Genomic DNA, 23,829 nt, shown 5'->3' on the forward strand with positions numbered 1-23,829 from the left:
TTTGCTAATATGGTTGATTTTATAGTGTTTTAAAGCAGTATGCACATTCTATTGAGTAATGATGATGGTTATCAGGCGGAAGGTTTGCAGACTTTAGCGAATTGTCTTAAAGGATATGCTGAAATTTCTGTTGTCGCGCCGGATAAAAACCGGAGTGCAGCCAGCAATTCCCTAACCCTGGAAATGCCGTTACGGGCAAAAGAAGCCGCCAATGGGTTTATTTATGTCGATGGCACACCGACAGATTGCGTGCATTTGGCGATTACCGGACTGCTGGCAAAGGAGCCGGATATGGTTTTTGCGGGCATCAACCATGGTGCCAATTTGGGGGATGATGTGCTGTATTCCGGCACTGTCGCGGCGGCGACTGAAGGGCGTTTTTTAGGCTTGCCGGCAGTAGCGATTTCTTTAGCTTCATCCACTCCGGTTCATTTTGAAACCGCGGCGTTTGTCGCAAAGGAGCTCGTGCAGCGAATACAAAAACATCCATTACCCAACGATACGCTATTAAATGTCAATGTGCCTGATGTGCCGGTTGGCGAAATTAAAGGTTTTCAGTCAACTCGTCTAGGTCAGCGGCATAAGGCTGAACCTGTGATAAAAGCCCAGGATCCGCGCGGACAGAGAATTTATTGGGTAGGTCCGCCGGGCGAAGAACAGGATGCAGGGCCTGGAACCGATTTTTTTGCTATCAGACATAACTATGTTTCCGTTACGCCGTTGCAGCTGGATCTGACGCGATATGAGCATATTGAAACCGTTGGATTATGGCTGGAGCAGGAGGATGTCGGATGAATTTTCGATTGCAAGGTATCGGCATGACATCGCAACGCACTCGAGACCGTATGGTCAAGCGCTTACAAATGCAAGGCATCCGAAATCCTCAGCTATTATCTGTGATGGCCACGACGCCACGGCATATTTTTGTGGATGAAGCCTTGGCCAGTCGTTCTTATGAAGATACCGCATTACCGATCGGCCATAACCAGACTATTTCCCAGCCCTATATTGTGGCACGTATGACCGAGCTATTACTGGAAAATGGCCCGCGTCAAAAAGTTTTGGAAATTGGTACCGGCTGCGGCTACCAAACCGCTGTTCTGGCACAACTGGTTGACCAGGTGTACACCGTAGAACGCATCGGGCCGTTGTTAAAAAAGGCTAAAGACAGGCTTTGGGAGCTTGGTCTAAAAAATATTCGCTATTTACACAGCGATGGCGGTTGGGGTTGGCCCGAGTTTGCGCCTTACGATGGGGTGCTGGTCGCAGCAGCACCCACCGAAATACCGGAAGCCTTGCTGGCACAAATGGCAGTCGGCGCGGTTATGATTATTCCGATTGGCGATGAAAATGGTCAACAATTGCATCGTGTGATACGCACCGAATCCGGCTTTGAAGATGATGTGATCGAGCCGGTTGTCTTTGTTCCTTTTTTAACCGGTAAACAATAATGTTTCAAAAAATGTACGACACCGTTTTACGTTGGTCAAAACATCCTCATGCAGAAAAATATCTGGCCGGTTTGAGTTTTGCCGAATCGTCATTTTTCCCGGTTCCACCTGATGTTATGTTGGCCCCTATGGCTTTGGCGCAGCCCGAAAAAGCCGTGCGCCTGGCTTTATTGACGACGCTGATGTCGGTTCTGGGGGGCATGCTGGGCTATTCGATAGGCTATTTTCTGTTCGACAGTCTCTCGGGGTGGCTGCAGCAAAGCCGTTACTGGGAAAGTTATTTACTGGCCGAAAGCTGGTTTAAACAATGGGGTGTTTGGGCCGTGTTTGTTGCAGGGTTTTCGCCCATTCCCTACAAGGTGTTTACCATTGCCGCGGGTGTGTTGCAGATGCCATTTTTGCCGTTTGTTTTGGCATCGGTCATTGGCCGTGGTGCGCGTTTTTTTCTATTGGCATTGTTGATCAAGGCTGGCGGTGAAAAGTTGGCGCAAGGCCTAAGGCATTATATGGACCGGCTCGGTTGGACAGTGGTTGGTTTGATGATTTTAGCGATAGGAATCTATTATTATGTCAAAGCCTGATGCAAGCTATTATATTGGCATAGACCTTGGCACGACGCATACTGCAGTCGCCTATCAGGCTATAGCGTCTGCTGATTCGGAAATACGGATTTTTGAGATTAGCCAACTGGTGACGCCTGGCGAAGTAGCTGCTCGTAAATTATTACCGTCGGTACGCTATCATCCGGCAGACGGTGAGCTGAATGCCGATGATTTCAGTTTTGTGCCCACAGATAATCAAGCCGTTATCGGTGAAGCGGCACGTGTTTTAGGTGCAAAATCGCAAGGTCGATTGGTGACCAGTGCCAAAAGCTGGCTGTCGCATCCGGGGATTGATCATCAAGCCGCTATTTTGCCTTGGGGCAGTCCTGATGAGGTGCTTAAAGTTTCGCCGATTGAAGCCAGCGCAAGCTATCTCAAGCATGTCAAGACAGTCTGGAATCAGCAGCATGCAGAATCCCTGCTGGAACGCCAGCAGATCGTCATTACCGTGCCGGCCTCGTTTGATGAATCCGCTCGTGCCTTGACGTTGGAAGCAGCACGCCTGGCAGGTCTTAATCATATTCGGTTACTAGAGGAACCGCAGGCCGTTTGTTATGACTGGCTCAGACGTCATGCCGGTAATGTGGCAGAAGTGTTGCGTGATGTCCATTTATTGCTGGTGTGTGATGTCGGCGGGGGGACAACCGATTTCACACTGATTAAAGTCGAACATGAGGGTAAAGAGCCGCGGTTGACTCGGATTGGTGTCGGCGATCATCTGATGCTGGGTGGGGATAATATTGACCTGGCATTAGCGCGGCTTGCAGAATCACGGCTTGTCACGGGCGATAAAACACTGTCTGCAGCCGAATTGTCGCAATTGATTGAACAATGCCGCCGGGCCAAAGAACGATTATTAGCCGACGATGCCCCGGAATCTGTCAATGTGACATTATTAGGCGGTGGCTCCAGCCTGATTGGTGGCAGCCGTACAACACAGCTAAGTCGTGAGGAAGTGAGGGCAATTGCGCTGGATGGTTTTTTCCCGTTATCGGAACTCGACGAATTGCCCGATCAGAAACGCAGCGGCGTGGTTGAATTCGGCTTACCGTACGCGGCAGATCCTGCCATCAGCAAACATATTGCCGCATTTTTGCACAATCATGCCGGCGAAGCCAAAAAAGCGCTGGGGCGGGACAGTATCGTGCCCGATGCGTTGTTGCTCAACGGTGGTGTCTTCAGAAGCCAGCCGATCACCGAGCGATTGATACAAGTCTTAACGCACTGGAGTGGACAAGCGCCTCGGTTGCTGGATAATCCACATCCGGAGCTGGCTGTCGCCAGTGGTGCTGTCAGCTATGCAATGGCCCGGCAGCAGAAAAAATTACAGATTGGTGGCGGTTCGGCGCGCAGTTATTTTCTGTTGGTCGAAACTGGTCAGGGCACACGCAAACAAGCTGTATGTCTGTTGCCTAAAGGCAGCGAAGAAGGGCGTGAGATTGTCTTGCAGGATCGAAAATTTGCCCTCAGAGTCGGCCAGCCTGTCCGTTTTAACCTGGTTTCCAACAGTGCGGAAGGCGAATTTAAGCCCGGGCAGGTCGTTGAAATTGATGATAAGTTTCAAAGCCTACCACCCTTGGCGGTGGTCTTGTCCGGCGCAGAAAACAGCGAAGTGACGGTGCAACTGGCGGTGACTCAAACTGAAGTCGGTACCTTGAAGATCCAAGCTGTATCGGTTGAGAACCCCGATACACGCTGGGATGTGGAATTTCAGATTCGCAGGCAGACAGCGCAATTCTCGGCAACAGAACAATTACCTGCCACATTTGATGCGGCGGCTGAAAAAATCCGTATGATTTTTGGTGCACGCTCCAAACAAATCAATCCGAAAGCGGTTAAAAACTTACGTGCTGAGCTGGAAAAAACGCTGGCCCAGAATCGCCTGGAATGGGATACCGCGCTGAATCGGGCCTTGTTTGACGTGTTGCTAGAGGGGGGCAAATACCGACGGCGGTCGGAAAATCATGAACGAATCTGGTTAAATCTGTCTGGATTTTGTTTACGTCCGGGGTTTGGTTATGCGCTGGACGATTGGCGGGTGGAGCAGCTGTGGGCGATTTATCCGCAAGGTTTGCAATTTGTGAATTATGCTCAGAACTGGAGCGAATGGTGGACCTTATGGCGACGTATTGCAGGTGGGTTAGATAACGATGCGCAACAGGCTTTATTAAAAGCCATCGCTAAATATCTCAATCCTGCCTCCGCGCGTCAGGCCACTATTGCCAAACAACTCAAAACCCGAGGCTATGAAGACATGGTTCGGTTGGCTGGCGTTTTGGAGCGGTTAACGGTCGAACAAAAAATCGAATTAGGGCAATGGTTGTTAAAACGCTTGCAAAAAGCCAGTGAACCCCGGCAAACTTGGTGGGCCGTTGGGCGTATTGGTGCCCGTGTGCCTTTTTATGGCAGTGCGCATCATGTGATTCCCGCGGCCAGTGTTATTCCTTGGATTGAGCAAGCGATGACGGTTGATTGGAAGAAAATACCGGAGGCGGGTTTTTGTGCCACATTACTGGCGCGGGTGAGCGGAGACAGGAGTCGTGACGTTGAGCCGGCGGTGCGGCAACACGTGATTGAAAAACTCAAACACAGTAAAGCACCTGTGTCGTGGATTGCCATGCTTGAAGGCTATCAGAAATTAGATGCCAAGCAAGAAAAGCAGGTTTTCGGTGAAGCTTTACCGGCCGGGTTGAAACTGCTCTAAGTTTATATAAAAAATAGAAAATACAAGCTTATGCCACTGAAAAAAGCCGTCACCAGCCCGGCTTTTTTCAGCCAGCTTAAATGTTGCCAATAATATCTTAAACTAGCTCGTTTGCGTGAAAAATAGCGTCGTAAGCGGAATAGGGTACTTTCGACTACACGAGGTAGCCATTTAGTTCCAAGCCACCCTAGAAGAATAAGATACAATGCTAATTGTAGATAAAAACCAATGGTTTGAACGGTATGGGGGGACTGCGGAAAAATAAATGACATTCCATAACTGATCCAGTAATTGATGACTTCATCAAGCATATAGACAATTTCAGTACCTATATCAAATAGCAGCTCTATCTGTTCTAAAAACAGATCCATGATGACATCTGGAATATAAATCAATGTGAGTAGGGCGGTTAAAAACACTCCCCACTTAAACCATTGCCATTTATGTTTTTTTTGAATATGTCGGTTCAGCAGCGCCTTGTCTTCTGGTCGAAGCTTGACAAATTCGGCACCTAATGTGTAAGGATAGCTATTGTCTTCGTAAGGATTACTCGGTTTGCAATACACTACGCGACAACAGCACATCACTAGTGTCATTGTGGACAGCAATAAAATACGAACCTGAATTAACTCGCCCGGTTGTAAGTTTTCTTGACAGGTAAACGACAGGCCGCTGGTGCTGATATTCACGTTTAAGGTTGGATTTTCTGAACCGGAAGACTCAGGAATAAGCGTGATGTCAGAATATTCCTTGGGTTCTTTAGTCTGAGATTGTTCCAGTCGCTGATAAAAAATATCAACATCATCATAAATTCTGAATGAGCGTCTGCGATTGTAGGCGCTTTCTACGGTTTGTGTCGTCATTTTATTCTTGGCATTTTTATGTCCCGATACAAGAATAGACCGAAAATAAAATTATTGCAGGGAAGAGGGTCAGACTCTTCGCTATCAGAGGAGAGACAAAATTATTGTCCGAAAGGGGGGCAATAACAGGGCAATCGGGTTTAAATTACACCAAGAATCTTGAGTAAATAATCATTATCCCACCCTGCCATCATTCGCTTGGTTTTTACACCGACTTTGGCCGTTTCCTCGGCTTTTATTAAATTTAAGGCCATGTGTCGAATGACAGCTAAGTTTGAAGCACTATATCCTTTGCGGGTTCGGTTGCTATCCTCATCAAAAGCAAGATCAAGAACCCAATGCAAGTTATTTTCAATCGCCCAATGAGCGCGAACAGCATGCTCTAACTTGTTTGGATCGTTTGCGCTTAAACTGCTTATAAAATAGCGTGTTTCCTCGGTTATTTTTTCATCCACTTCTCTTGTGGCTGTGACGGCAATAATACTTTTTAATCCTGACCAGGAATGCTCCTTTTTAACCATTCAATCTCATCCGTGACACGAACAGAACGCGTTTCAATTCGCCCATGCTCACCATTGACGGTTTTTGTGGCAATTTCTGGCGATAAAGCGGATGTAAAATAGGCCTTTACATCCTCATGTAAGGTGCCATGATTTCCTTTTAAACTCAAAACATAGTCACCGCCTTGGTCGATAATCTGTTTGGCTATTTTCTTTTGGCACCCCATTGCATCAATTGTAATCAAAGCGCCTGCAATATCCAAACGCGACAGAAGTTTGGGTATGGCCGTAATTTCATTGGATTTATCATCCACTTTCGCCTGACCTAAAACCAAACTGTTTTTCCGCGACCAGGCGCTCACCATATAGATGGCTGACTTATTTGAGGCTTTATCAATACTGCGCCTTAAGCATTTGCCATCCATTGCAATAATATCTTCTTCAACCAAGTCCGCTAGATCGGCCACCCAGTTTGAGAAGCATTGACTAAATTGTTCCGTATCTATGGCGGCAAAAACAGCACCCAACGTATCATGTGAAGGGATTCCATTTTCTAAACCAAGCTGTTCAGTGAACCAGCTTTCTTTAGCCTTTCCAAATTTTTCAATGGCCACCCAGTTATCGGCTCCACAAATAGTCGCACACAAGGTGATGAAAAATATATCAGTGAGTTGATGCTTCTTTCGCCGATCTACTCTTGGATCAGCAATCGTTGAAAAATGGTGGATAATTGAGGCCGTTGGGGTAACTGTCATTTATAATCAAAATGATAAAACCAATACCTTATCTAAATTATAATTTCAACCCTTTTTTAAACCCGATTGCCCTGGGGGCAATAATTTTAGCCATTGACAACACAAAAAACCTGATCAGACAAATAGCCTGATCAGGTTTGATGATGAAGGGAGGTTAGTCGGAAAAGCTTTTTTGTAAGCTATGGCACAAATTACAGGCGACTTGATCACCTGCTTTCAGTGTAGCCAGTATTTTCCCCTGTTTGTCTTTTAGCACGCGATCAACCGGTGTTTTTGACAATCGGGTACCTAAATGGTCGTCACCATGACAATTATTACATTGGCTGTTATCTTTTTCGGCAAAATGGCCATGGCCATCTTCATCATTCCAGTCTGGATCATTAACCGGATGCATGCCATGTGGGCCGTTTAAAGTGCCTTTTGGGAAACTGCCGGGCTCATGACAAGTGTTGCATTCGGTAATGGTGCCCTTATGGCCTTGCAGCTGCATGGCGGTAACATTGTCATTAGCATCCGGGTTACGGTTTGGCCAAATTGCATGCGGACTGCCGTGACAAGATTCACAGCCTAGTTGCGCATGATTATCAAGGCTGTTGCGATACAAGGTATTGGGATTTTCCGCAAAACGATGGGTCTTTGGCGGTAATGGTTCGGCCGCAGGGTCGGCGGGGTTATAGGCTATGGTCGCAACAGGCTCCTGGCCGATGCCACTATGGCAGGATCCGCATTTGGGTTCTTCTGCCCAAGGTTCGCGCGTGTGTCCATCCTGGTAACTGAATTCACCGCCCATGGCTAGTAAATTACCATGACAGTCATCACATTCCCGTCCGGCTGTGTACATAGCGCCACGGAAACATTGGGTCACTTTACCAGGATGGCAGAGGAAACAATTTTCTTCCATGGGGACATTGTCGCCGAAAGGATCAGGGCGATGGCCTGATCTTGTTGAGGGGGATCAATCAGAATAGGTTCGCCCTGAAAATCGCGTAATAATTCGCCATTGGCATTGGTTTGTAAGCGGCCATGGAAGCCGTGCATAACATTGGACATGTTTTTGATCGTAGGGTCGCCTGCCGGCCCACCGACAGAGGCCAATGCGTTGGAGCGATGACAGCCGGCGCATAATACCGGTTTATCTTGCTGTATAAAGTCGGTGTTATGTTTGAAATCGTGCAGCATCAAAATATTTTTCTTGGCTGCTAGTTCAACATCGAGTCGATCAGTTGAGGCAGGCGCAATAAATTGCGGACCATTGTTTCGAGCGGTCGAATTTGCGCCGACTTTTCCGGCTGTGTGACAGTCGCGGCAATCGACTTCGGCAGAGACCGGTGCAACGGCGTCGGTCGTGGCCAGAACCTGGCCAGTTTGATTGTCAATCGCTTGAATACGGAGCAAGGGATAGGAATTTAAACGACCGCTATCATCGACATTGGTCAAGGGAATGCCTTGCGCAGTATGCCAGCCAGTTGCAGGAATAAATTTACTGAATGCTTGTGGATCATTGGCAACATAAGGATCTCGAATTCCCGGCATAAAACGGCCGTGGCCTTGGTCAATGTTGTCCAGTGTCAACAACCCTTCATCCGGCAGTGGATCCAATCCTGGAAATAATAACGAAGCTATAGTGCTGCCCGTATTCTGAAAATCATCCCAAAAGTCTGTTTTACGAATTGTAGCATCAGCCAACGAGCTGCCAAGTGGATAATTCTGACTGGTCGAATTGATGGAGCCAGGGCCAACGGGATCATTGGGGTTGGATGCGGCCGAATAACGCATTGCGACAGAGCTTGCGTCTAAGATCAAAGGCTTATTAGCACCTATGCTGCCTTTTTTTATGGCATAGGCGTTAATGGTATTGAATGGCGGCAAAATATTGAACGGATAAGAGCCTAGGTCAGCACAATGCATGCCTAAATCATTGCTAAAGCAAGATTATGTGGCATAATATATTCCCATGACATACCCTCTTAAATTTCGACAAAAAGTCTTTGCGGTCAAAGAAAAATATGGCCTGACCTTTGAACAGACCAGTGAACGTTTTGATGTGCCGATACGCACCTTATTTCGTTGGCAAAAAAGCTTGAACCCTGTTTGACTCGAAATAAACCGGCCACAAAAATTGATATGGAAGCGTTGAAGAAAGATGTTGAGCGTTACCCTGATGACTATCAATGGGAAAGAGCGAAACGCTTTAACGTGAGTCAACGGGCGATTGGTTATGCCTTAAAGCGTTTGGGTTTCAGCAATAAAAAAAACACTCAAACATCCAAAAGCGGACGAACAGGCACGGTCTGATTTCCAAGCGAAAATTGCGGACTACGCGTCCAAAGAGCGACCTATTGTCTATGTGGATGAAAGTGGTTTTGAGCAAAGTATGCCGAGAACGCATGCTTATTCACCGGTAGGCGAGCGGTGCTACGATGTCCATGATTGGCATGCGAAAGGGCGAATTAATGCGATTGGCGCTATGATGGGGTCCGCTTTGGTAACAGTCAGCTTATTTGAAGGCAGCATTAATGCTGACACTTTTTATGCTTGGTTAACCCAGGATTTGTTACCCAAACTGCCGGAGCAGACTGTCATTGTTATGGACAATGCTGCTTTCCATAAACGTGCGGATATTTTAGATGCCATCAAGCAAACAACATGCACTCTTGAGTTTCTTCCGCCCTATAGTCCAGACCTTAATCCTATTGAACGTAAATGGGCACAAGCTAAAGCGCTGACGGCAGCATCGCTGTGATGTCGATACGTTATTTTACAAATACTTAAATTATGCTAATTTATAATGCTCTAGCTATATTTTTATGGTGAGTTTGCTGGCATATTTTTGTGGTGTTCCTCCTTATCATCACCGGCTAAGGCGATAGATGATAAGGATAGCGCTAAAAATAGAAACAATAGTGTGTGCAGATATCGTATGGGCTTTATATTCATGGTCAAATCCCCTTTGGCAAAGTGTTGTATCTGCACTGTATAAAATTAATCTTAAAATCAGGTTAAAAAGGGGCGATGAATTTATGAGGTAAGTTTTTGAAAGGTAGAGGTTGAAACGATGAGGGTGCAGGGTCATAACTTTAACCCAGCCTTGCTGTTGATAACTAGTAAGGTATTGATAAATAAAGAATAACTTGTTTTGTGGTCTACAAAGGCAAAGCTGAGTTAACTCATTATGGGTTAAATGTTACCCATGAGCATTCAATAAATAGCCTATTTTTTCACCGAGTTTAATGGGTTTTCCGGCAAAAAAATCTTTTTCCCAGGCGACTTTGTTTTTACCGAACAGGATGATGATGGTCGATCCCATATTAAAGCGGCCCATTTCTTCGCCTTTCTTTAATAGGATATTTTGATCGTCATAGTGCCAACTTCGAACGGAAGATGCGGTCGGTGGTGTGACGACGCCCTGCCAGACAGTTTCTACACTCGAGACAAAAATGGCGCCGACTAAAACCAATGCCATAGGCCCGGCTTCAGTATCGAACAGACAGGCGACACGTTCATTGCGCGCGAATAAGCCGGGCACACTTTCGGCCGTTGCCGCATTGACACTGAACAAGCGGCCAGGAATATGTACCATTTCGGTCAATTTGCCATCTAATGGCATGTGCAAACGGTGATAGTCTTTAGGCGACAGATAAATGGTACTGAATACGCCATCTTTAAATGCTGCGGCACGTTCGGCATCGCCGCCGAGTAGATCAACGGTGGAAAATGTCATGCTTTTGGCCTGGAATATTTTGTCGTCGGTAATCGTTCCTGCTTGGCTGACCGCGCCATCGGCAGGGCTGACAACGGCGTCTTTTTCAAGCGCAATGGGGCGGACGCCGGCTTTTAATTCGCGGGTAAAAAATCGTTAAAGCTGGCGTAATCATCAAGGTTTTGGCTTTTTGCTTCGCTCAGATTGACACCATAGAGCTTGATAATCAGTTTGATAAAGGCGTTTTTAAACCAGCGAACACGGCAGTGAGTCAGTTTTGACATCAGGCCTGAAAGCCAGTGATGGGGCAGAATATATTGCGGTAATGTAGTCAGAACGTGTTTAATTTTCATGTTTCAGATTGATTATCAGGAGATTTGTCGCTGAGAAACCAGGCAAAAGCGATGACTTCGGCTACGGCGACATAGAGTTCTTCGGGGATGGTTTCTCCGACAGGGACTTGTGCCAGAATACGCGCCAGTTCAGGTTGGTTTTGCAAAGGGATGCCGTGTTTTTCAGCCAATTCCAGAATTTGTTGGGCGGTTAAGCCATCGCCTTTAGCGGTAACTTTAGGCACATTCTTGCCATCGTATTTCAAGCAATGGCAAGATCGCTGGTGTACCAGGTTTTTCCAGGCATGAATTAAGGCAGTACGACCATTTGTGGTGGATGCCAATCTGGATTACGGTGTTCGGCGACGACAGTCGTGTAAATACCGCCGCGGACATTGAATTCGGCCCGAATACGCATAAAATTGGGCTGGGTGGCGTTTACCAGATCGTCGAGAATTTCATTGGTGACAGCTTCATGGAACGCGCCGGCTTCACGAAATGACCACATATAAAGTTTTAACGATTTGAGTTCTACACAGTGCTGGTCCGGAACATATTCGATTTGAATGGTGGCAAAATCGGGCTGACCTGTTTTAGGACACAGGCAGGTGAATTCAGGAACGTCGATATGAATCGTGTAGTCGCGGCCGGGATTGGGATTATCAAAAATTTCCAGTGTTTTACTCGGTTGTGTTGTCATATTTTTCAAATTAAATCGAATGCTTAGAAGTTAGATGTAATGCAAAGCCAGCGTTAACTCTGCTTTGCCATTGTTGTGCCATAAACTATTTATATTTTACCCGTAGCCTATGTTATTGACGGCAAAGTTTAAGTTATTTGAAAGCCTAGTCTGCTATGCTTGCCACAAAATGTTAATCTGGCTTTACCTTGAATGTGGCTTTTTATTAACCATCGGCAAAGCTTAAGTTAAAAAAGGCATAGGATTTAGCGCGGATTTTTTTACCATAATCGGGCATAATACTCGCCTTCTAAACCACTATTCTACCAGTAATGAAGCTGGAAAAAATCAAACTTTCAGGTTTTAAATCATTTGTTGATCCGACTACGGTGCCGATTACGAGCAACCTGACGGCTATCGTCGGGCCAAATGGTTGCGGTAAGTCGAATATTATTGATGCCGTACGCTGGGTGATGGGGGAGAGTTCTGCTAAACATTTACGCGGTGGCAGCATGGCGGATGTCATATTTAATGGCTCATCCGGCCGAAAACCTGTCAGCACCGCATCGGTGGAATTGATTTTCGATAACAGCGAAGGCCGGGCAGGCGGTGAATTTGCCAAATACAATACCTTGTCTATTAAACGCCAGGTCAGTCGTGACGGGCAGTCACTCTATATGCTTAATGGCAGCCGTTGCAGGCGTAAAGATATTACTGATTTGTTTCTAGGAACCGGTTTAGGCTCTAGAAGTTATGCCATTATCGAACAGGGTACGATTTCGCGTATGGTTGAAGCGAAGCCGGATGAATTACGCGTTCATATCGAGGAGGCGGCTGGCGTCTCCAAATATAAAGAACGGCGGCATGAAACCGAAACGCGCATGCGTCATACTCGGGAAAATCTGGAGCGGCTGGATGATTTGCGCGAAGAAGTCAGTAAACAGTTGGCGCATTTAAAAAACAGGCGGAAAAGGCCGAGCAATATACCGCTTTGAAAAAACAAGAGCGGCAAATCAAAGAACAGCATTTAGCAATGCGCTGGCGTCATTACCAGCAGTTGGCCGAGCAACTAGAAGAAAAATTACAGGATGTCGCCGAGCAACATAACCGTTTGTTTATGCGGTTACGTGAAATTGATCATCAAATTGAGGCACAGCGCAGCTTACAAAAACAATCTCAACAACAAGTCGATGCGGTACAGAGCCAGTATTATCAGGTCGTATCTGATGTTAGTGCGTTGGAGCAAACCCTGGCCCATCAGCAACAGAGTCATCAGGAAACGGTTGCCGAAATCAACCGCCTCAGACAGCAGTTAGAGCAGATGAGTGCGGAATATCAACACGATGTGGAACAATTGGAGCAGATTCGTCAATCGTTGATGGCGGCGGAAGAAGACCTACAGGTTGCACAAGAACAAGCCGAAGAAACCGAACAGTTTCAGTATGAATCACAGCAACAAAAACAGCAATGGCAGCAGGAATGGGAAGCTTATTTAGCCGAGCAGGGGCGTTTTCGCGAGCAAAATGAAATTCAGCGCGTCAAACTGACGCAATTGGAAAGCCAATTGCAGCAATTACAAGCACGGGCGGAAAAATTACAGATAGAGCAGGCCGAGTTGCAGGATGTGTCATTAGAAGCCGTTATCGAGAGCTTGGCTGAGTCAATCGAAATACTCGAAGAACAGCGAGAAAATGGCCATCAACAACTGGAACAGAAAAATCAGGATATTGGCCAGTTACGCCAGCAATTGAAACAGTTGCAGATACTGCAACATCGACAGCGCGAAGAAATGCATCATGTGCAGGGAAAAATTACCTCGCTGGAAATGTTGCAACAGCATGCTATGGGGAAAGATAAAAAGGGATTACAAGCCTGGCTAGAACAGCATGAACTGGGACAAAAGCCTAGGCTGGCTGAATTTTTGACGGTACAGGATGGTTGGGAAACGGCTGTCGAGCAGGTACTGCACGATTATCTGGAAGCCGTTTGTGTCGATGATTTAAGCGATATTTTCGCCACGTTGTCATCTTTAGGGAATGAAACGGTCACATTTTTTGCAACCCGGAAAAATCAAATGACAATACACGCTAAAAATCAGCTCAGCGACAAAATTCAATGTGATTGGGATTTATCGGCTTTATTGAGTGGCGTTTATGTGGCCGATGATTTGGCTGAGGCGCAAACATTATTGGCTGACTTAAAGGATTGGGAAATGGTGGTGCTGAAAGATGGTACGCGCCTTGGCAAAAATTGGTTGCGGATTGATCGGGTTGTCGATGGTAAGACCGGCATTTTACAGCGGAGTAAGGAATTAAAAGCGTTAATTTCCAGGCAGCAGGAATTAGATACGGTATTAGAACAAACCGAATCGACACTAGAGCAAACCGAACAGCGCTTGAAAGACAGCGAGGCGCTGCGTGATCAGTTACAGCAGCAAGATAAGCAACTGGCGGCGGAATTGGCACGGAAACAGTCCGAATATAGCGCACAATCAGCCCATTTTGAGCAACAACAACGACGTTTACAGCAAATTGAAGCCGAATTGCAGGATATTCAGCAACAACAGGTCGAAAGTACCGAACAGCGTACTCAAGCCGAGGTTCTACAGCAGGAGGCAGAGCGAGTCTTGCAAGGGTTGCAGGAAAAGCGTCATCAGCTGGAGTTGCAAAGCGAGCAACTACAAGCCCTGCAACAAAGCAGTGAGCAATCTGTCAATGAGGCGCGTCGCAAGCTGCATACACTTGAAGCCCATATCAGTAGCCTGAAATCAGAAGAAAATCTGCTGGCAAGGCAGCTTGAGAGATTGGCTACGAACAAGCAGCAGGCCGCTGTGCGGCTGGATGAATTAGAGCAAAAATTGCAATCGACCTTGGCGCCAATGGATGATGAAAAGATTCGTCTTGAGCAATTGAAAGCACGCAAGCTTGAATTGGAACAGCAATTGAATGGCCTGCGTGAAACATTACAGGGCATCGAACAACGCTTGCTTGAGTTGACCGAAGAACATAACCAGATTCAGCGTCAAAAAGAACAGCAAAAAGAAAAGCTGGATGAAATCCGTTTTCAACAGCAAGACAGTCTGGTGCGGCAACAAACCCTGACCGAACAACTGGAAGAAATTGCCGCCGATATTGAACGTGTTTTGGCCGGTCTGCCCGATGATGCGGACGAAGCGCGCTGGAAACGAAAACTGGATGAGGTGAGTCAGCAGATTCAATGTTTAGGTACGATCAATCTGACGGCAATCGAAGAGTATAAGTCGCAATCAGAACGGATGGACTTTTTAAATGAACAGCATGCCGACCTGGTCGATGCGTTAAATACTTTGGATCAGGCTATCAGTAAAATTGACCGGGAAAGCCGGCAGCGTTTCAAGGAAACCTTCGATAAAATCAACCAGGGCTTGCAGGAGAAATTCCCAAAACTATTCGGTGGCGGCCAGGCTTATCTGGAACTGACCGATGATGATTTATTGGAAGCGGGCGTCAATATCATCGCCAGGCCGCCGGGTAAACGAAACAGTTCGATTCATTTATTATCGGGTGGCGAGAAAGCCTTGACTGCCGTAGCGTTGGTGTTTTCCATCTTTGAACTGAACCCAGCACCGTTTTGTTTGTTAGATGAAGTTGATGCGCCATTAGATGATGCAAATGTCTCAAGATTTTCCAAGATGGTAGAGGAAATGTCAGAATCCGTGCAATTTTTATATATTTCACATAACAAGGTAACAATGGAAATTGCAAAACAATTAACAGGTGTTACCATGAAAGAACCGGGTGTTTCCCGGATGGTAGCAGTTGATTTGGAAGAAGCAGTGACGATGGCAGAAAGCTGATGGATAAAGATATATTGAGAATTGCAATTATTGTTGTGGGCAGTATCGTTGTGTTGGGCATGATACTGTGGAATGTGTATAAAAGCCGGCATAAAAACCGGGGTATCAATTTTTATGACGAGGGTGATCCGCTGGATAATATTGATGAATCCTTGATCATCAGTAACGAATATGATGATTTCGATATTGTGCCTATTGGTTCAGCTAAGCCTGAAGACGATGATAGGGCAGAGTTTGAGTCTGATACTGGTATGATGAAACGGCCCAAACTGAGTCAGAATTGAGCGAGCCTGAATCTGCCGAAATGACGCATCCGGAACTACCGCAATTGATTCAATTCAGTATCGTAGCGCGTAAGGATGACGGCTTTAATGGTGCCGAGTTGAAAGCGGCATTTGACAGGGTCGGGTTGGTTTATGGTGAAAGCGTGCAGGTTTTCGAGCGACTCGATGACAACAATCTGGTTGATTTTACGGTTGCCAGCATGGTCAACCCCGGTACTTTTCCAGCTTATAATTTAGAAACGTTCAGCTGTCCGGGGATTGTATTTTTTATGCAGCCTCGATTGTTGGATGATCCTGTGCCTGTATTTGAAAATTTTATCCAGACCATGCGCTTTTTGTCGGCTGATCTGGATGGCGTGATTTTGGATCACCAGCGCCAGCCATTAACCGACGAAACGATTGTCGCATTTCGACAACAATTGTCGAAATAATTCAGGTTAAGACCATGCATTCTAAACCACTTGAGTCCTCGGGATTAGGTTATTTTATCAACCAGATTCAAACTTTGTTTGTTGGCTTGTTACGCGTCTGGACCATTCCTATCGTATTGATGCTCAGTGTGTGCTCCGGTTTTACCACCTATTATGGTTTATCACATTTCATTTTACCCTGGATTGCATTAGTTATTACCATTGCGATTCAGTCCATTATTGTGATTTGTTCACTGGAACTGGCGGGGATTCACTGGAAAGCCAATCGTATGCGCTATTTCAGCGTGGTGGCATCCTTGTTGATTGCATTGGCGGCATCAATTTCCTTTTCGTATTTCAAGTTTTATGAAATCTCCGAACAAAGCCATTTGCATACCAACCGCCTGAATCAAGTGCGGCAGGATATCAAAGGCTATCTGCAACAGATTCTAAAGTTGAAGGCCGAGACCTTGCAACATTACAAGCAGGAACTCGATAAGGCCAGTCAGGATGTCTCCAAGGCCTATTTTGGAACCCATGATGAAATTCCAACGGCATTACGCCACCAGGTTGGGGAAGGGCCTTTCTGGAAACATTTCAATCAAATTTATCAGGACAAGAAAAAAGCATTGGCGCAAAAAGAAAATGACTTTGCCAAACTGGATACGGCAATTTCAGAACTGCAAACAGCGCTGGCAGCCTTAGACATCAGTACCGATATCGAAAAAACTTTTTATCAATTATTGTCGGCTTATCAAAAGGTGCAATCTTTGGTCAGTCAGTTTTTCAGCGATACCGGCAAGAACTTACCCGAGGCACCACTGTTGATGACTTATCAACAATTTGTAGCCGATGTTACGCCGTCATTTTCCATGTGGCAGGGCTTTTCCCTGTTCGCCTTCGTGTGTGCGGCAATGGTTGATTTTTTTACCGTGCTTTTATCGTATCGTCTGGAATTTACCGCGCCGGGGCCTTTGACAGCGCAAGAAGAAGAATTGGTTTTTGAATGCTTGCGCCAGTTCAGCCAGTTTCGCATCAATGAAAATGATGAACTGGAAATGATCATCGAAAAAACACCACTGGAAAAGGCACGCAATTATTCCGACTGGTCGCGGATGTTTGCTGTTGGCTTGTTGTTAAGTCGCGGATTTTTAAGAAAAGTGGATGAGCGAACGGTGGAATTTGCGCCTAACCTTTATCCTTTATTGGCCGAGAAGATGGCCGATAAGTTTGCTGTAATTCAGGCTAAGGCGGAACGGGGCAAGCAACAGCGGGAGAAAACCGATGGCTGATTCCAAAAAAGAAGTACAACAATGGCTGACTGAGGGGGAATGGTTATCATCAGACACAGAGTTACAGAAGCAAGAGTGGGACCCTGGGTTTGAAATTGATCGACAGGTCGTTGTGATGCAGGTTGGAAAACTGTATCAAAAGATTTTTTTGCGGCCAGATAATTTTGTAAAACGCTTTTATCACGAAATTTATCCGCTTCCTATCGAAGATTGGCATTATCAAGAAGAACTGGATTTATACGAAGGCTTTTGTCATTTTTCAGTTGATATTGAATTGCGCTTTCAGGCGACATTAGCTTATGTGCAACGTAATCTCGAAGCGATAGAATCGGTCAATCAGCATATCAAAGGACAGATTCAAACTGTTCTGAAAGATATTGTTCATCACCATATCCAGCAGCTTGGCGATGGACAATGGGTGGATCAAGGCTTATTGGCGGTCGAGCAAAAAATAGCTCAGGATATCAATGAGCGTTTGATGATGCAGAATATTTTGCCACGCGCGATTTGTTCTATAAAGGCGCGCTTCAGTGAGTTCCCAAATATTAAGCCTGGCAAGGATAATGTTTTTCTCCACGTTATCCGGCGTAATTATCAACAGCAGGAAGCAAAAAACAAGGCTTATTTTCGACAAAAGAGTGCCTTGCGGCAACAAAAACTTGAGCACAAGCAAAAACAGCTTGAAACCGTACGCCAATATGCTGAAATCGAACGACAAAAGCGTGCTATAGAAGCTGAAACAGAAATTTTGTTGTTAAAGGAAAAAGAAAAAATTGGCCGAAAAACTGGCGTTGAAGAAAAAATACATGCTGAAAAAGTACGTCATAAACAGGCGCTGAAAGAGCTTGAGATAGAATATGAGGTCCGGCTTAAGCAAAAACAAAAGACCGAAAAACGTCAGGCTGAGAGTCAGGACCTAAGCGAAGTCTTGTCGCATCAGACCGAGTTGATGGAAAAACGACAACAAGCAGAATTAGATCGACAAGACCGCCAGCAAAATTTTCAGAATTTATTGCATGATAAAAAGTCCAGGCCGAGATTGCACGCTATGAAAAACAACAGGAAATCTGGCGTGAAGCCAAGCTTAGAGTGCATCAGAAGCAGCTTTTATTAAAGCAGAAAGAAAAGGAAATAGAAGCGGAAGTCGAAGCTGAATTTAAACGATTGCAAAAGGAAGAGCAAGAAAAGCATTTAGTGATGCCATTTCAGAAACTCGATAAATTTATCGGGGAAGATTTATCTAAACAACGAACCGAGGCATTGAAAACAGAAGCTAAACTTGCGGTGTTGGAGAAACAACGTCTAGAGCTTGAGTTAGCGATCGAAGAGGCCAAAAAAATCAGATATAAAAAGCCCGGATCTACCGGGCTTTTTATAGAGGTTAAAGAAAAAATCAGGTTTTAAAATTGCTGACGGCGTCACGAAGCTGGTCGGCAAGGGCTTGCAGGTTTTGGCAGGCCTCCGTCATATGCTTGGCACCTTCAGCCGTTTGGTTGGAAACCTGATTGATATTATTGATATTATGGTTGATTTCCTCAGCCACGGCAGTTTGTTCTTCTGCCGCTTCGGCAATTTGGTTATTCATGTCGCTGATGGTATCAATTCGTTCGCTGATACGGCTGATGGATTCGCCGGCTGAGTCGGCTTCTTCGACACTGATTTTAGCCTGCTTCTGGCCATTTTCCATCACCGATACGGCCTGTTTGGCGCGTTGTTGCAAGCGGTCGATGGTTTGTTGAATTTCTTGGGTGGAGTTTTGTGTGCGGGGCCAATGTCCTGACTTCATCGGCAACGACGGCAAAACCACGGCCTTGTTCACCGGCCCGTGCCGCCTCGATCGCCGCATTAAGTGCTAGCAAGTTGGTTTGCTCGGCAATCCCCTGAATGACCTCCAACACTTCGCCAATGCTATTACTGTCGTTTTCCAGTTCATGAATGACATTGGCCGCATTTTCAACTTCGTTGGCAAGGTTGTTAATCCCTTGTACTGCCTTGTTGACGATTTCCTTACCCGTGGAGGCTTCCTGGTCGGCAATTGAGGCTGTTTCAGAGGCCTGAACTGCATTTCTGGCGACTTCCTGTACCGTTGCCGTCATTTCTTCCATTGCGGTGGCGACCTGTGTGGTTTCTTCTTGCTGACGGGTAACGCCTTGTCCTGTATTTTGCGAAATATCGGCCAATTCATGTGAGGCTTGGGCAACTTTTTCGCTGGTAAACATGATTTCATCAACCGTTTTGGCAATCTTTTTGACGAATGAATTAAAGCTGGCAGCAACCCAGGCAAATTCGGATTTTCCTTCTACTTTAAGGCGGGCGCGGAGATTGCCTTCGCTACCGGCAATATTTTGTAGGTTTATGGCTAGATCGGTCAAAGGAGCAATGATGATTTTATTCATCACAAAATAACCGGTGCCGCCGATAATGAACAGAGCCAGCGCTAAAAAGCCAACGGCACTCAATATTTTGTGATTGAGAACTTCAGCATCGACAGTATAAGGCGTAATGATTTCAAATGCGCCATGCAGTTGGCCGGCTCGGTTATTTTCCATTTTATAACCTAATAAATCCAGGCCCCGGTTATTACCCCAGATGGCTTGCGATGTGGACGGGTCACCATGACAAATCTCACATTGTTTTTGCAGAGTGACTGGTCTGAAATAGCGTATTTCCTGTTTTTCTTTATCGATATAACGATATTCCGAGGCCGCAGGGTTTTGTTTGAAATAAGCTAGTACTTTTTTTTCTAATTCATCGGCTTCGTTTTTGGATTGCGGGCGTTTACTCGAGGTGCTTTAAAACGAAATCCGCCTTCTTTAGCCTTTTGTTGAACAACAGACCATGCGTTTGCGACGGGGACCGAAGCGAAAACAATTTGCGCGGCTTCTTTATGACTTTTGTTATGAGTTAGTTGTTTAAGTAGTTCAACAGAAAAAATGCCTTTATCCCAATTGTCGACCACTTTATCCCGAATTGACTCGGAAACCATAAGCAATTGTTTGGCCGAGTCAAATTTGTGATCAAGCATTTGCTGTTTTTGCATATTGGCGTATAAAACAACGACACCGATACCGAGTAGTGTTAACACTCCCATAGTAATGGCAACAACTTTTGTGCCAACAGAATGGATATTCATCAAGCGCATTTTGGTCTCCGCAGAGTAAATTCAAGTCATGATTCGATAAAAACAAGTTTAGGGGCTGTTGCCGTTTTGAAAATCCCCCTTGAAATTCAATAACTCCGCCACATAGATTGTTTATTTTGACTCAAAAACAAGCAAACTATGCCCCGACAAATGCTTACGGATGAACTTTGGGAGAAACTGAAGATAATTATGTTGAAAATGGGAATTTATGACAAACCTTGTCTTCGAAAAACAGTCGAAGGTATTTTTTATCGCTTGCGAGTAGGTTGTCCCTGGAGAGATTTACCCACGGCTTTTGGTAATTGGAATGCGGTATATAAACGATTCAATGACTGGTCTCGTAAAGAAAAACTGATGGGTATTTTTAACGCCTTGGTTGTTGATCCAGACCTGGAATGGGAATTTATTGATGGGAGTATTGTGAAAGCACATCAGCATAGTAGTGGTGCGGCCTGTGAACAAGAAACAGCGATAGGGAAATCTGTCGCCGGGAACACCAGTAAAATTCATATGGCCGTTGATGCCTGTGGTCTTCCTATTCATTTCTCAGTGACAGGCGGCGAAGTTCATGACTGTAAAGAAGCACCGAAATTAGTTGCAGAGCTCCCAAAAGGTGACCCAAGAAAAAGAATTCAACTCGGGGAAATGATGAAATGGATTGGTGTCTCTACAAATATCGCCATCTCGTTGAAAATGTGTTTGCAAGACTTAAGCATTTCAGAGCGATCGCCACGCGATATGACAAACTCAAACGAAATTTTGAAGGCTCTATCGCTCTGGCTTGCGCCTTTTTATGGTTACCTATGTGAAATGGCAACAGCCCCTAGTACAAAAAAAAGTTATGACAGGAAGATTTCAACTATTTTATGTTTGTTATAGTGCAAGTAATGTGTATAAATATTGGGGAAAAGGCCGGTTGTTGATATGATAAACGAATTTTTTGAGTGTTAGGCTGGCATGGAAAGTCAACAATATTGTTTGCAGGTCAATAATCTGGCGTGTGTCCGGGATGATCGGGTGTTGTTTGAGGGGGTGACGTTTTCGTTGCACCCAAAACAAATTTTGCTGCTAGAAGGTAAAAACGGTAGCGGAAAAACATCATTATTACGCATTTTATGTGGTTTTAGGGAGCCTGATGAAGGCGAGGTTCTATGGGATAGTGTCGCGATCAATCGCAGTGAATTTTATCGCCATATGGCTTATGTCGGTCATTTGGAAGGCCTGAAAAAAGAACTGACCGTGGTCGAGAACCTTAAAATGGGGCAGGCCTTAGGCTTTCCGGGCAAAATGACCATTGATCAGGCGCTCACTAAGGTCCATTTGCAAGGTTATGATGACACACTCGTTCAGGCACTGTCTGCAGGTCAAAAGCGGCGCTTGTCATTGGCTCGGTTATTGATTACTGATGCCGTATTATGGATTCTGGATGAACCCTTGACTTCATTAGATAAGGAAGGGATGGATTTGGTTGAATCAATTATGGTTGAACATGTTGTCAGTCATCAGGGTATGATTGTTTTAACCTCACATCATGATTTAAGCCTGCCTGCAGTCGATGTACAACGGATCAACTTATCGTCATGTCATTAATTAAAGCATTTGTCGCCATTATTCGGCGCGACTTGATTTTGGCGGTTCGCCGTCGTGCGGAAATTGTCAACCCGTTATTCTTTTTTATTATTGTCGTGACATTGTTTCCTTTAGGCATTGGTGCTCAGGCCAAATTGTTGCAGGCGATGGCGCCTGGAGTCATTTGGGTGTCCGCCTTGCTGGCCGCGATGTTGTCTCTGGACAGTTTGTTTAGGTCCGATTTCGATGATGGTTCGTTAGAACAAATGCTGCTGAGTCCTTATCCTGTTGCGGTTTTAGTGTTGGGTAAAATCGTGGCCCATTGGCTGGTGACCGGCTTACCCTTGATTTTGATTGCGCCTTTGTTAGCCGTTTTTTTGGGCTTGCCGGATGCGGCAATGGGAACTTTAGTTAAAACTCTGGTCTTAGGTACGCCTGTGCTGAGTTTGATTGGTGCGATTGGTGTGGCTTTGACCGTGGGCTTGCGTCGAGGCGGCATGATTTTATCGTTATTGGTGTTGCCTTTGTATATTCCGGTACTGATTTTTGCCAGTAATGCGGTCGATATGGCAGCGATGGGTTTACCTGTTTCAGCGCAGATTAATATTTTAATGGCAATATTGTTCCTGGCGTTGGTGTTGGCGCCTTTGCCGGCAGCGGCGGCATTAAAAATGAGTGTAAACTAGGGTTTATCTCTATTCATACATACTATGAACTAAGGTTTATCACTATTCATACATACAATGATCACCCTTGAAATTTAAGGAAAATAATGAATCAACAAAAAAACTACCGGTCTATTTTTAGTTCGGCTACCCGGCAAGAAAGAGAGGAAAATTTTAAAGATTACTGGGAATTCACCCAACAGCATGGTGGTGAATTGTTTGAAGAGGATAAGGACTTGGCAAAAAAACGGGCTAAGTTGAAAAATTTTCAGGATAACCCGGTTAAATTGCGTCAACCGTTAGCCGATCCCGATGCGTTTTATCGCAATTATGTTGAAATGCAGGATGCGCCAGAAACGCTGGATAAAATGACCCTGATGCTGACTGCTATTTATAAATTTGCCCGCCATGAATGGGTGGGGATTAAAGGGGCCTGGGATGCTGTGCCCGATATGGCAAATGCGCATACCATTGAAGATAAAATCAGCCGGGTACATTTAGCTGAAGAATTTTGTCATGTCCGCTTGTTTGATGAAATGTTGAAAACCTGTGGCCTGGATAAGGTGGAATGGGTGCCATTGACGCCTTTTAAAGAGAAGGTTTACGAGCAGTTTCCCAAATTTCCCGGGTTTTTTATGGATGTGCCGGCATTCGTCACCGAATTGATGGGGGTAACGTTTTATTGTCACCTGTATGATGTTTTTGATGAGGTTTTAGCCGATGAGCCGGAGGTCAAGGCTAGGTTGAAGGCCTTGTTAGATGAAATTACCATCGATGAGGTAGCGCATGTGGGGCAGCGGCGTAATTTTATCGGCCCCATTGGCATGAAGGTCTCCAAAGCTTTGGTCAAGCCGTTTTATACGATGTTTTTTGCCGATATTCCTGAAGTCGCGTTGCTATTCGATGTGCCAAAAATGATCGAAGATGGCAGAAATTTTGATTTTAATGAACTGCCGGCTGAAATGGTGGCACGAAGCTGGATTCCTTCCTATTGTGTTAATCCACACACCGTAAATTAAGTGTTCATCAAGAAATTACGAATTATT

General features: G+C 45.5%; 18 protein-coding genes and 6 pseudogenes. 16 read left to right on the forward strand and 8 right to left on the reverse strand.

The window, feature by feature from the left end; translation table 11 throughout:
• Positions 1–39: 39 nt before the first annotated feature.
• Genes surE through JEU20_RS12105 form a run of 4 tightly spaced genes read left to right on the forward strand, consistent with a single transcriptional unit; the run spans position 40 to position 4,757 of the window.
• Complete coding sequence (gene surE / locus JEU20_RS12090) at positions 40–795, forward strand: 5'/3'-nucleotidase SurE (RefSeq protein WP_198246407.1); 756 nt, start codon at positions 40–42, stop codon at positions 793–795.
• Complete coding sequence (locus JEU20_RS12095; RefSeq protein WP_198246409.1) at positions 792–1,451, forward strand: protein-L-isoaspartate(D-aspartate) O-methyltransferase; 660 nt, start codon at positions 792–794, stop codon at positions 1,449–1,451. Before surE ends, JEU20_RS12095 begins: the two co-directional genes overlap by 4 nt.
• Positions 1,451–2,032, forward strand: a complete 582-nt coding sequence (locus tag JEU20_RS12100) for a YqaA family protein (protein WP_198246411.1) — start codon at positions 1,451–1,453, stop codon at positions 2,030–2,032. Before JEU20_RS12095 ends, JEU20_RS12100 begins: the two co-directional genes overlap by 1 nt.
• The gene (locus JEU20_RS12105) at positions 2,019–4,757 is read left to right on the forward strand and encodes an Hsp70 family protein (protein WP_198246413.1); all 2,739 of its coding nucleotides are present in this window, start codon (positions 2,019–2,021) and stop codon (positions 4,755–4,757) included. Before JEU20_RS12100 ends, JEU20_RS12105 begins: the two co-directional genes overlap by 14 nt.
• A 2-nt stretch (positions 4,758–4,759) precedes the next feature.
• On the opposite strand, the gene JEU20_RS12110 is transcribed toward JEU20_RS12105, so the two are convergent.
• The 4 genes and pseudogenes from JEU20_RS12110 to JEU20_RS12125 form a co-directional block, all read right to left on the reverse strand.
• Positions 4,760–5,620, reverse strand: a complete 861-nt coding sequence (locus JEU20_RS12110; protein WP_198246415.1) for a PilZ domain-containing protein — start codon at positions 5,618–5,620, stop codon at positions 4,760–4,762.
• A gap of 140 nt (positions 5,621–5,760) precedes the next feature.
• A pseudogene (locus JEU20_RS12115) lies at positions 5,761–6,875 on the reverse strand (ISAs1 family transposase).
• 154 nt (positions 6,876–7,029) lie between these two features.
• Positions 7,030–7,776 (reverse strand): hypothetical protein, encoded by a 747-nt coding sequence (locus JEU20_RS12120; protein ID WP_214657309.1) that lies wholly within the window; start codon positions 7,774–7,776, stop codon positions 7,030–7,032.
• A complete protein-coding gene (locus JEU20_RS12125; protein ID WP_198246420.1) occupies positions 7,737–8,783 on the reverse strand; it encodes a hypothetical protein in 1,047 nt (348 codons plus the stop codon). Before JEU20_RS12125 ends, JEU20_RS12120 begins: the two co-directional genes overlap by 40 nt.
• A gap of 46 nt (positions 8,784–8,829) precedes the next feature.
• Here JEU20_RS12125 and JEU20_RS12130 point away from each other — a divergent pair.
• Together JEU20_RS12130 and JEU20_RS12135 are read left to right on the forward strand one after the other, a co-directional pair.
• Positions 8,830–9,170: pseudogene (locus tag JEU20_RS12130) on the forward strand (IS630 transposase-related protein).
• A complete protein-coding gene (locus tag JEU20_RS12135; protein ID WP_245395271.1) occupies positions 9,121–9,618 on the forward strand; it encodes an IS630 family transposase in 498 nt (165 codons plus the stop codon). The pseudogene JEU20_RS12130 and the gene JEU20_RS12135 overlap by 50 nt, the downstream one beginning before the upstream one ends.
• A gap of 441 nt (positions 9,619–10,059) precedes the next feature.
• Here the strand turns inward: JEU20_RS12135 and asd are convergent.
• The 3 genes and pseudogenes from asd to queF all read right to left on the reverse strand — a co-directional run bounded on the left by asd (position 10,060) and on the right by queF (position 11,607).
• Positions 10,060–10,928, reverse strand: a pseudogene (asd, locus tag JEU20_RS12140) (archaetidylserine decarboxylase).
• Positions 10,925–11,251, reverse strand: coding sequence for an EscU/YscU/HrcU family type III secretion system export apparatus switch protein (locus JEU20_RS12145; RefSeq protein ID WP_245395247.1), 327 nt, complete (start codon positions 11,249–11,251; stop codon positions 10,925–10,927). Before JEU20_RS12145 ends, asd begins: the two are co-directional and overlap by 4 nt.
• Entirely contained in the window at positions 11,218–11,607 is a 390-nt protein-coding gene (gene queF / locus JEU20_RS12150) for a preQ(1) synthase (RefSeq protein WP_198246422.1), read from the reverse strand. Before queF ends, JEU20_RS12145 begins: the two co-directional genes overlap by 34 nt.
• A 311-nt stretch (positions 11,608–11,918) precedes the next feature.
• Between queF and smc the strand changes: the two are divergent.
• The 6 genes and pseudogenes from smc to JEU20_RS12180 all read left to right on the forward strand — a co-directional run bounded on the left by smc (position 11,919) and on the right by JEU20_RS12180 (position 18,811).
• Positions 11,919–15,421: pseudogene (gene smc, locus JEU20_RS12155) on the forward strand (chromosome segregation protein SMC).
• Positions 15,421–15,705, forward strand: a complete 285-nt coding sequence (locus JEU20_RS12160) for a hypothetical protein (RefSeq protein WP_198246424.1) — start codon at positions 15,421–15,423, stop codon at positions 15,703–15,705. The pseudogene smc and the gene JEU20_RS12160 overlap by 1 nt, the downstream one beginning before the upstream one ends.
• Positions 15,702–16,136, forward strand: a complete 435-nt coding sequence (locus tag JEU20_RS12165) for a cell division protein ZipA C-terminal FtsZ-binding domain-containing protein (RefSeq protein ID WP_198246425.1) — start codon at positions 15,702–15,704, stop codon at positions 16,134–16,136. The genes JEU20_RS12160 and JEU20_RS12165 overlap by 4 nt, the downstream gene beginning before the upstream one ends.
• Positions 16,137–16,150: 14 nt before the next feature.
• Positions 16,151–17,407, forward strand: a complete 1,257-nt coding sequence (locus JEU20_RS12170) for a hypothetical protein (RefSeq protein WP_198246427.1) — start codon at positions 16,151–16,153, stop codon at positions 17,405–17,407.
• Positions 17,400–18,521 (forward strand): hypothetical protein, encoded by a 1,122-nt coding sequence (locus JEU20_RS12175; protein WP_198246429.1) that lies wholly within the window; start codon positions 17,400–17,402, stop codon positions 18,519–18,521. Before JEU20_RS12170 ends, JEU20_RS12175 begins: the two co-directional genes overlap by 8 nt.
• The gene (locus JEU20_RS12180) at positions 18,497–18,811 is read left to right on the forward strand and encodes a hypothetical protein (protein ID WP_198246431.1); all 315 of its coding nucleotides are present in this window, start codon (positions 18,497–18,499) and stop codon (positions 18,809–18,811) included. The genes JEU20_RS12175 and JEU20_RS12180 overlap by 25 nt, the downstream gene beginning before the upstream one ends.
• Here the strand turns inward: JEU20_RS12180 and JEU20_RS15965 are convergent.
• Positions 18,801–20,549, reverse strand: a pseudogene (locus JEU20_RS15965) (methyl-accepting chemotaxis protein). The gene JEU20_RS12180 and the pseudogene JEU20_RS15965 sit on opposite strands and share 11 nt — an antisense overlap.
• A gap of 138 nt (positions 20,550–20,687) precedes the next feature.
• On the opposite strand from JEU20_RS15965, the pseudogene JEU20_RS12190 reads away from it, so the two are divergent.
• The 4 genes and pseudogenes from JEU20_RS12190 to JEU20_RS12205 all read left to right on the forward strand — a co-directional run bounded on the left by JEU20_RS12190 (position 20,688) and on the right by JEU20_RS12205 (position 23,802).
• Positions 20,688–21,358, forward strand: a pseudogene (locus JEU20_RS12190) (IS5 family transposase).
• A 148-nt stretch (positions 21,359–21,506) separates the two neighbouring features.
• Complete coding sequence (gene ccmA / locus JEU20_RS12195; RefSeq protein ID WP_198246433.1) at positions 21,507–22,139, forward strand: cytochrome c biogenesis heme-transporting ATPase CcmA; 633 nt, start codon at positions 21,507–21,509, stop codon at positions 22,137–22,139.
• Positions 22,130–22,804, forward strand: a complete 675-nt coding sequence (gene ccmB, locus JEU20_RS12200) for a heme exporter protein CcmB (protein ID WP_198246435.1) — start codon at positions 22,130–22,132, stop codon at positions 22,802–22,804. The genes ccmA and ccmB overlap by 10 nt, the downstream gene beginning before the upstream one ends.
• Positions 22,805–22,890: 86 nt before the next feature.
• Positions 22,891–23,802 (forward strand): hypothetical protein, encoded by a 912-nt coding sequence (locus JEU20_RS12205; protein ID WP_198246437.1) that lies wholly within the window; start codon positions 22,891–22,893, stop codon positions 23,800–23,802.
• Positions 23,803–23,829 lie beyond the last annotated feature (27 nt).

The sequence above is a fragment of the methane-oxidizing endosymbiont of Gigantopelta aegis genome (genome assembly GCF_016097405.1).
In the GTDB taxonomy this organism is placed as follows: Bacteria; Pseudomonadota; Gammaproteobacteria; order Methylococcales; family Methylomonadaceae; genus Methylomarinum.